Genomic DNA, 8777 nt, shown 5'->3' with positions numbered 1-8777 from the left:
GGCGAGGCCGAGTTCTGGAAGGCCCTGGCCTTCACCGTCTCGCTGGCCGTCATTCCGCTGGTGGTGGCGGTCGTCGTCGCCCCGCTCCTCGCGGCTGCCCTCGACCGTGCCGGAACGTGGCCGCGTCGCGCCGGCCGGGTGCTGATGTCGGTGCCGCTGGTGGTGTTCTCTCCCGTCGCCTTCTCCGCCGCGTGGCTGGTGGGCATGCCGGACGGGGGGCTGGAGACGGCGTTCGGGGAGTTGTCCGACCCCGGCTCGGCGCGGGTCGCCGTGGTGGCCATCAGCGGCCTGACGACGTTCGGCGCGGTGTGCGGGCTCGCTCTGCTCGGATATCTGGCGGTGCTGCGCGACCGCGGCCCCGCACGGTGGGTGCGGCCGGCGCTCGCGGTCGGGGCGATCGCCGCCCTGGCCACGTTCGCGGTGAGCCTGCAGACGTTCTCCTCCGTCTATACCCTGACCCGCGGCGGACCGGGCAGGTCGACGCAGACGCTGTCGCTCTTCCAGTTCAGCGTGTCGTTCGTCTCTCTCAGCCTCGGCCACGGCGCGGCTCTGGCCACGGTGACGGGGCTGATCCTCGGAGTCCTGGGCATCGCGGCCACGCTCGTCGCGATCACCACCGCACTGCGCATCGACCTCGTTCCTGCGGATCCCGCCGGACGGCCGGTCGGCCCGGGCCGCATCGTGATCGCCGCAGCGGCGTTGCTCGCCGTCCTTGCCGTCGTGCTGGTCGGTGCGTGGCCCTGGCTGTCGGTGTTGTTCTCCTCGCAGGGCCCGCGCGGGGCCGCGTCCCCCGCCGACGGAAGGACGTACCTCAACACGTGGGTGCCGCCGCTGCTGGGCGCGCTGGTCTCGGTCGGCGCTGCGTTCCTCGGCGCCCTGGGCATCGGCGGGTTGCGCCCGCTGGGCCGCAGGAGCGAATGGCTGCTGCTGCCGTTCGCGCCGTGGCTGTTCGTCGGCATCGGGCCGCTGAGCATCAGCGGTTTCGAGAACGCCCGCAGCCTCGACCTGATCGATACGTTCGGCAGTCTGATCCCGCCGACGCTGATCAGCGTCCCCGCGCTGGTCGTGCTGACGCTGTTCTGCCGCGGCCGGGCGGCCGTGTGGCAGGCGCAGGTGGCGGCCGGCGCCCCGGCCGCCGGTGGTTTCCTGCGCATCGTCGCGGTGCCGGCGCTTCCGCTGGCCGTCCTCCTCGGCGGCGCGACGGTCCTGATCAACGCGCAGGAACTGCTCTGGCCACTGCTGGTCGGCACGAGCCGCGACACCATGACGGCACCTGTCGCACTTGTCAGCCAGCTGGGCCAGTACTCCGCCCCCGGCGTCTCGCTCGGGTTCGTGACCCCGCTCGCCGTGCTCGTCCTCGCGCTGCTCGTCTTGGCCACACTGCAGGTCGCCTACCTGGACCGCCTCACGATCACCGTCGACCGGCCGGCCGAGGCCCCGGCCCCTGCTCTGGGCGCGGCCACGCCCCGTCCCGGAGCACCCGTCGCACCATGGCCCGGCCCCGCAGCGCCACCCGCCCCGGCACCCCACCCCGAACCGGATCGCCCACCGGACTGACGGCCGAACCTGCGGCGGAAGGCTGGACAGACCGTCCGCGACCGGGCCGCCTCTGGCGGGCAACGACCGAATTAATCGGGAGATCCGCGGACACGGTCCGGCCGCTCGTCGTGATTGCGCAATCGCATCAGCGGCGTGTTGCTTTACGGCGCCAAGCCGGTAAGCGACGTTCCCGAGCCGAGCGACTTTTAGCGCACGGTCCACCGGTGCAAGGACGCGCCACCACACGCCGGGCCCAGTCCTGCGGGACGTGACCGGACCGTCTGCGTCCTTGTTTTGTGCGAGCCCCGCCGCCGACGCAGTTGCGGATTCTTCGGATTGCGGTGTCACCGCACACCGAATGCCGTCCCGCCGCGCCGCTCGCCGCCGGATGACCGGCCCATCCCCCTACCGAGGCGTCAACTCAGACAAGCGCTGCGCGCACGGTCGGGAGCTGAACGTGCAAATCGGAGACGTTCGCGCTTACATGGACGGCGACGCCTCCGGAGGCCGCCCCCGCACGTCCGCCGAGCGCATATCCGACCTGTATCGAAAAGCGCGAAATGTCCGCAGTCAAGGCGACGGCGCCGCTCCCCCGGCGGAAAGGACCGCAGCGTGGGTATCGACCGTCCCGGCAGGCCCGACAATCCGGGGGATGACGCCGACAAGCCCCGGCCCCCGGCGCACCCACCGGGGCCGGCGCCCGACCGGCCCGGACAGCCCGGCTTCCCGTCCCGCCTAGAGAGCCGCGCCGCCGCCCGCCAAGCCCAGGAGGCCCGCGCGGCCGAACTCGAGCGCCAGAGAACGGCCGCGCCGGAGAACGACCCCGAGCCGCCCGAAGCCCCGGACGAGGAACCGCCCGAGTCCTCCCCCGCCGAACCCACCGGCGAGCAGCGCAACGACCAGGACGGCCAAGAGGAAGCCGAGGCAGCCGACGACACCCGCGAGACCAGTACCGAACTCGGCGAAAGCGGCGCCGCGCACCCAGAGCCCGAGCCCTCTGGGGAACTACGGCCGGACGAGCCCGAAGCACAGCCCGGCGCGGCAGAGACCGGCGAATTCTCAGCCGAACCCGATGCTGAACAGTCCAACAGCGACAAGGACGAGGAACCCGAATCCCCTACCGCCGAGGACGCCGCCGAAGAACCGGACCCACCAGTCGAAGCGGTGGCCGCCGAGAACCCGCCCGCCTTCCGTGACACCGAGCCGGAGGCCGACCAGGCGGGACGTCCGGACGAGCACAACCAGCCTGAAAGCCGCGACCACTCGCAGCCACCACAACAGGACGGCCGCCCCTCCCGCACCGGGGCCGCCAGCCCGGAGGCCGCCGCCGGGCAGATCCTCCAAGCCGACCGGCGACCCAGCCTGCAGGAACAGGCTTCCCAAGACGCGCCCGGCCCCGCTCCCGCCGAGCAGCCAGAAGGAACCCCGGACGTCCAGCCGCCCGTCGAAGGCGACATCCAGCGGACCGCAATCGGGCAATCCATAGCCGCCGAGATGCCTGACCAATCCGACACTCCAGTGAGTTGGATCACCGAGCCCGTGTCGCCAGAGGAAGGGAGCACCCAGCTAGCGCCCCTAGTCGTCGACTTCAGCGAGCGAAATCTGGGAAGCCAGACCGAGAACCATCTCAGAAATGCCGAGAATCGGCGCGAAACGTCCACCATCACCGGCAACCAGAAGGAAGCAAAAGACCATCAGGACCTCGGCGAGAAAATGGCTGAACTCGCCGAAAGGAAGATCGACGTCAAAATCGATGAGGCGTTGGATAAAGTCAATCCAAAATTTGATGTGACCAGATCTGCATACTCCGAGAACTGTACCGGCGTCGTCCAGGCCAACGAGTTGCAACGACGTGGCGTGGACGCCGAGGCCGGACCACTAGAGAAACACCTGCGGACCGATGAAAGCGGCCCGGGTGGTCGATCGCTGAGCACCATTGAGAAGGCGTGGGGAGCCAAATTCGTGCCCGGAACCAAGGCGGAGATCGAGGAGGCATTCAGACAGCCGGGATCAAGAGGTATCGTCTACATCGCTTGGAAGGGCCCCGGCGGCGGTGCGCACGTCTTCAACGTGGAGAACGTCGGAGGAAAGGTACGTTACGTTGACGGCCAGCCGACTCCTCCGATACGAGATGCCTCACGCTACTTCACCCTGGGGCGTGCCACAAAGTATCTTCGAGTGGATGATCGGCCGACACCGCCCAGCGGCGTGATCGGCCCCTACCTCGAACCATGACTTGCGACCTTGCACCTGGAGGCATCAGCATGGCCGTGACCTATGACCAGGCACGCGAACTCGTCCGTGAACATTTCGAGCCCGGGTGGACACACGGAACCTTCTGCCTGGATGACCGTATGATAAGTGAGAACGACGAGTTCTATGTCTTCAACGTCGGCGCCCGCGAATTCCTCATAGATGAGGACGATTCGTACGCAATCGCGGGCGGCGTGCCCATCGTGTTCAAGGAGGACGGCAGGCTGGCATCCCGCCCCTCCGTAATGATCGCCACGGACCCATCGATCCTGAGCAGACCGAACCCGAACCCGACGTTGACATGATCCTTCTTGGGAGGCAGTCGGCTCTACGGCCGTCCCAGACTCAACACACTCCAAGATCAGCCGACTGAGAACGCCGAGCACGATGGCCCCAATGGCTGGGGCGAGCCTCTAGACCGAGACGACCTCGCCGCCGGATGAATCACTTCCGCGGGCCAGCGATGGCGTAGGCGATGGGGACGGACTCCCCGGCAAAGCTCCCTTCGAGCCTGCCGGCGGCCACGACGCGGAACCTCTGGTACTGCCCCAGGCCCGCCGTCCTTGGGACCATATGGCAGAAGCGGAACTCGATGGCGCTGCGGCTGGGGCTGTTCATCGGAGAATGCTGAGTTTCGCTCGGGGGTGGGTTGCTGCTCGGTAAGGCGGATCTCGCGCCGTGTAGGGCGCGGGACAGGTGTCCACGGGAGCCGGGCACGCGCGGGCGGGATGGCCGGGAGCGGGGTGGGTGGTGGCTGGGGCTGGGTGCGGTGGGGCGGCGTTTGGCGGTGGCTTGCGGGACGGCGGCCGGCTGGTCAGTTGTGGGTTGTGGTTAGGCGGCGTAGGGCGGCGTGGGCGGGTGGGCCCCAGGTGGGCTTGCCGCCGGGGCGGCCGTGGACGCCGGCGTGTCCGATGAGGATGCCGGTGAGGGCGCGTAGCACGGCCCATCCGCGGGCGCGGCGCAGCGTCGCGGCGTCGGGAGTCGGTTGGTAGGCGGCGTGGAAGCGGTCGGCGGCGCCGTCCGGCAGCAGGATCCAGGCGGCGGCGAGGTCGCACGCCGGGTCGCCGGCGAAGAGGTCGCCGAAGTCGACCACACCGCAGATGGTGCCGGCGGAGGTGAGGACGTTGGCCGGATGCAGGTCGCCGTGGAGCCAGAGTGCCGGGCCATCCCAGTCGGGCGCGACGGCGGCGTCTTCCCAGACCGCGCGGACGGCGTCAGGGTCGCCGATGAGCCCCAGCTCGGCGACCGAGGCGAGCTGCTTGGCGAAGTCTTCGGAGTAGTCGGCCAGCGGGCCTCCACGGCCCCGGCCGGCCGGGGCCTGCTCGGGGGCTGGTTGGTGAAGTGCCGTCAGGAAGGCGGCGAGTGCGGTGGCCGCTTCCCCGGCGCACGTGACGGGGGCGCGGTCGGCGGGCGTGCCCGGTACCCAGGTGGTGACGATCCAGGGTCGCGGAAACCGTGCGGAGGGCTCGCCGAGGCGCTGCGGGACGGGGACCGGCAGCGGGAGGCGCGGGGCTAGGACGGGCAGCCAGGTGTGCTCCTTGCGCAGCAGCGCGTCCGCGGACTCCGTCGCCCAGGGCAACCGGACGGCGAGGTCGTCGCCGAGCCGCCACAGCTGGTTGTCCCAGCCCCGGGCTCCGAGCCGCACCGGGTGATCGGCCAGGTCGGGATGCTGAGCGCGCAGCAGATCCCGCACCAACTCCTCGGTGATCTCGATCTCGGCGTGCGTCATGCGGAGCAACTCTAGCCAGCCCTCGAGTGGACGGCGCATCAGCGGAAGTGGAACCGACCCGCCCAGAGGGATGTGGGTATCGCGCAAGGGATGGTGGAGATCAAAGCCAGGTCGCTCTTGGGATGACGTCAGGTTGGACGGTCCGCGCGTACACGGGCTGGACGTCTGGCTAATGAACGTTCATATCCCGCACGTGCGACCACGGCTTTCCTATAGCACGTGGGACCTGTTCGATACAGATTTGTCACCATGTTCGGGCTGACCGGCCGTTCATTTCGCTGCCAAGCGTCGGACTCATCATGTACACACAGTGATGACATAGTTACGGTCCTATCTCCCGAGGGTCAGCATGGTCAGCCCGTACGTACGACGCCAGCGTCTGGCGGCCGAACTCCGCAAGCTCCGCGAGGAGCGCGGCCTGATGGCGGACGAACTCGCCAGGCGCATCCACTACTCCCGCATGAAGATCAGCCGCCTCGAGAACGCCCACGGCCGCCCCGACGTCGGCGACGTCATCAAGATCCTCGACACCCTCGACATCACTGGTGCGAGGTGGGAGGAGATCGTCCGCCTCGCGAACCAGGCGTCCACCAAGGGCTGGTGGGACCGCTACGGAGACACCATGGGGCCTCGGCAGCGCCTCTACGCCGACATCGAGTCCGGCGCCGCCAGCATCCGCGAATACAACGACACAACAATCCCCGGGCTTCTGCAGACGCCTGAGTTCAGCGCCGCCCTCGTCGAACTCAAGCGCGTCGAAGGTCCGCTGGGCTTCAACCTCAAGAAGATGACCGAGGCACGGCAGCGTCGGCAAGAAGGAATCCTGTCGCCAGAGGGGCCGTCCTACACCGTCATCCTCGATGAGGTCGTCCTTCGACGGGTCAACGTTCCTGCGGACATCATGGCTGCTCAGGTGCGCCACCTCGTCCAACTCGGCACTTCTGTTTCCGACCTGGCCATCCACGTGCTCCCGGTTGACACGTACATCAAGGGCGTGCCCATCCCCCAGGCGGCGTTCTCCCTTTACAGCTTCCCGGACCCCGCTGCCCCTTCGATGGTCGTCGTGGAGACATCCAGCAGCGACTTGCCTTACACCGGCAAGCACGAGGTTGAGCAGCACACCAAGCGATACGACCTTCTCAGCAAGGTTGTTCTATCCTCGGAGGACAGCCTCAAGCGTCTCATCGAGGCTGCGGACCGACTAGAGCGCCCATCGGCTGGAGCAGGCGAGTGACCAAGAAGTTCACAGACTGGCGAGTGTCAAGCTACAGCGAAGCAGGTGGAAACTACGTCGAGGCGGGCCGCTCCGCTTCCGGAACAATCAGCGTCCGCGACACCAAGGCCAGGGGGGCAGGGCCAGTCCTGGAGTTCAGCCGTTTGGAATGGTCTGCCCTGCTCGACTCGATCAGAGCAAATTGAGAGGACGTAAACTGATCGGGTAGCCATAGTTAAAACCCATCCGATCGTCGCCCGAGGTTCCGTACGTGCTGGACCACAGTCCGTGCGGCGGGTTCGTGCGGGCCCACCGGACCAGGCAGCTGGTCAGACAGCCCGCCTCCGGCAGCTACCTGCGATCGTTGGAGAGCGACATCGGGCTGTCCGTGAACGGGCCGGACGACATCATCGCCACGCACCTGATCGTCCCCGCTGCCCTGCGGGACCAGGACTTCGGCCGGTTCGACAGCGCCCCCGGGGGGTCAAGCTGGATTGCGTGCGGCGTTAATGAGAGCGTCGGCGTCGTCCTGCCGGCCGGCCCTCGCTGCGGCTTCCCGGATCTCGCTGTCTTCCATAGTTCGGGCAAGCTGAATCGCCTCGTGCACACCATCGCCGTCGCCGAAATCGAGTAGCTTCAGAAACCACCTGACGGCTTCTATTTTTTCAACCGCACCACCAGTGCCATCCGCATACCATTTTCCAAGAGTGATCATCGCAGTCGGGATGCCGGAATCGGCCGCCTTCACATAGAGATTCCTGGCCTCTTCATATTCTCCGCGATCGGCGTACCAGTCCGCCAGCAGGGCGGCCGCCGCCGGCACTCCATCAGCCAATGCCCTGCGCAGCATTTCAACTGCTCTCGCCTCATCCGGGCGTATTCCAATCCCCTTCATCAGTAGGCTGCCCAGGTTTAATGCCGCGATCGCGTCACCGGACTTCGCTGCCGCTTCGAACAGGTCGGCCGCCGCGGGGACGTCCTGCTGGACGGCGATGCCATTGAGCAGCATGTATCCGAGCCCGCGCCGACCGGCCGGGTGACCGGCCGCGGCGGCCATGCGGAAATAGCGCAGGGCGGCATCGTGGTCGCCAATGTATTCGAGCGTCAGCCCTCCGACCAGCGCCTGAGCGTCCGCCCGGCCGGCGTCCGCCAGATCCTGCAGCACCGGGAAAACATCGGCCATTTCGTTGTGTGCGGTGGAATCTCCCTGCTTGATCCGCACAAGGAGACCTTCACACTGCTCGACCAGGTCGTTGCCCATCCATCCAGGCTACAGCCTTCCGGGACTCCATGTAGTCGTAATCCTGAACGGCAACCCAGAATCCTCGTGCTTGAAATTGAGCGACAGCCCGGCCGAATTCATCGGCCACAGTGCGATCATGACCGCATCTATATCTTCCGGAAATCCTTCGTCTCCATAAGTACCAACGAATGCAGGCTCACCCAACCGGCGACCGACTTGGGCCAGATTCGTTCTGAATCTGATCTCGAAATCCTCCGCCAGCTGCTCTTCGCTCGTCAGACTTTCTGGATCAGGCCATGCGATCTCCAGTGTCGCCTCCAGGAAGGCATGTTCTCCCTGGCCGAACTGGATCGCCACGATATCCCCCTGCCGCCATTCGCGGCGAAGCCCGCTCGAGGTCTCCCTCCAACCGGCGTCCAGGAGACGGGATCTCAACGGGGTCCCTGGGGGGGCGACGGCCATTTCACTGAACATTACCAACACTTCGGATGCCCTCAGGTCGACCATTTCGGCGCCCCACATCCTGTTACCCGACACATGGGACACATGAGGTCTCCACTTCCGCTCTGCTTGGTCGGCCGGCCGGGTTCGTCGAAGGCCCGGGTGACGGCTACGCCGTCGGGCTTGGCGAGCAGGCCGGGGCTCCGTGCGGGCAGGGGGCCGGGCGGTCGGGGGTTCGATGGCCTCTATGCTGCTGGGACGTGGTGGCCGGGGGCGGGGCAGGGGCCGGCTTCACACGGTCGGGTCGTGTCTCTTCCGGGCGGGGGCGGGCCGCTCTGCGCGTTGCGGTGCCCTGCGGA

The 8777-nt window shown here is 67.4% G+C and carries 8 protein-coding genes; 5 read left to right on the top strand and 3 right to left on the bottom strand.

Annotated elements, in window-relative coordinates; all coding sequences use genetic code 11:
* The 3 genes from ABZ806_RS28635 to ABZ806_RS28625 all read left to right on the top strand — a co-directional run.
* The coding region (locus ABZ806_RS28635; RefSeq protein WP_500220509.1) for a hypothetical protein at nucleotides 1-1557 on the top strand (1557 nt) is incomplete at its 5' end.
* Between the two features lie 594 nt (nucleotides 1558-2151).
* Nucleotides 2152-3774: a toxin glutamine deamidase domain-containing protein gene (locus tag ABZ806_RS28630; RefSeq protein WP_500220508.1), complete on the top strand. Its 1623-nt coding sequence runs from the start codon at nucleotides 2152-2154 to the stop codon at nucleotides 3772-3774.
* Nucleotides 3775-3803: 29 nt separating this feature from the next.
* The gene (locus ABZ806_RS28625) at nucleotides 3804-4097 is read left to right on the top strand and encodes a hypothetical protein (protein WP_500220507.1); all 294 of its coding nucleotides are present in this window, start codon (nucleotides 3804-3806) and stop codon (nucleotides 4095-4097) included.
* A 509-nt stretch (nucleotides 4098-4606) separates the two neighbouring features.
* Here the strand turns inward: ABZ806_RS28625 and ABZ806_RS28620 are convergent.
* The gene (locus ABZ806_RS28620) at nucleotides 4607-5521 is read right to left on the bottom strand and encodes an aminoglycoside phosphotransferase family protein (RefSeq protein ID WP_500220506.1); all 915 of its coding nucleotides are present in this window, start codon (nucleotides 5519-5521) and stop codon (nucleotides 4607-4609) included.
* A 349-nt stretch (nucleotides 5522-5870) separates the two neighbouring features.
* Between ABZ806_RS28620 and ABZ806_RS28615 the strand changes: the two genes are divergently transcribed.
* Nucleotides 5871-6755, top strand: a complete 885-nt coding sequence (locus ABZ806_RS28615; RefSeq protein ID WP_500220505.1) for a helix-turn-helix domain-containing protein — start codon at nucleotides 5871-5873, stop codon at nucleotides 6753-6755.
* The gene (locus ABZ806_RS28610; RefSeq protein WP_500220504.1) at nucleotides 6752-6940 is read left to right on the top strand and encodes a DUF397 domain-containing protein; all 189 of its coding nucleotides are present in this window, start codon (nucleotides 6752-6754) and stop codon (nucleotides 6938-6940) included. The genes ABZ806_RS28615 and ABZ806_RS28610 overlap by 4 nt, the downstream gene beginning before the upstream one ends.
* Before the next feature lie 278 nt (nucleotides 6941-7218).
* Here ABZ806_RS28610 and ABZ806_RS28605 read toward each other — a convergent pair whose 3' ends face one another.
* Nucleotides 7219-7995, bottom strand: a complete 777-nt coding sequence (locus ABZ806_RS28605; protein ID WP_500220503.1) for a tetratricopeptide repeat protein — start codon at nucleotides 7993-7995, stop codon at nucleotides 7219-7221.
* Nucleotides 7996-8004: 9 nt separating this feature from the next.
* Nucleotides 8005-8334 (bottom strand): hypothetical protein, encoded by a 330-nt coding sequence (locus tag ABZ806_RS28600; RefSeq protein ID WP_500220502.1) that lies wholly within the window; start codon nucleotides 8332-8334, stop codon nucleotides 8005-8007.
* Nucleotides 8335-8777 lie beyond the last annotated feature (443 nt).

The organism is Spirillospora sp. NPDC047418 (assembly GCF_040643275.1).
Taxonomy (GTDB): Bacteria; Actinomycetota; Actinomycetes; order Streptosporangiales; family Streptosporangiaceae; genus Spirillospora.
The sequence above is the reverse complement of the archived record's forward strand: the minus strand, read 5'-3'. Positions and strand labels throughout refer to the sequence as shown.

Excerpts from the sequence above, each read along its gene's own strand:
- ABZ806_RS28615 (WP_500220505.1), top strand. The coding sequence starts at position 5,871 with ATGGTCAGCCCGTACGTACGACGCCAGCGTCTGGCGGCCGAACTCCGC.
- ABZ806_RS28620 (WP_500220506.1), bottom strand. The coding sequence starts at position 5,521 with ATGACGCACGCCGAGATCGAGATCACCGAGGAGTTGGTGCGGGATCTG.
- ABZ806_RS28625 (WP_500220507.1), top strand. The coding sequence starts at position 3,804 with ATGGCCGTGACCTATGACCAGGCACGCGAACTCGTCCGTGAACATTTC.
- ABZ806_RS28605 (WP_500220503.1), bottom strand. The coding sequence starts at position 7,995 with ATGGGCAACGACCTGGTCGAGCAGTGTGAAGGTCTCCTTGTGCGGATC.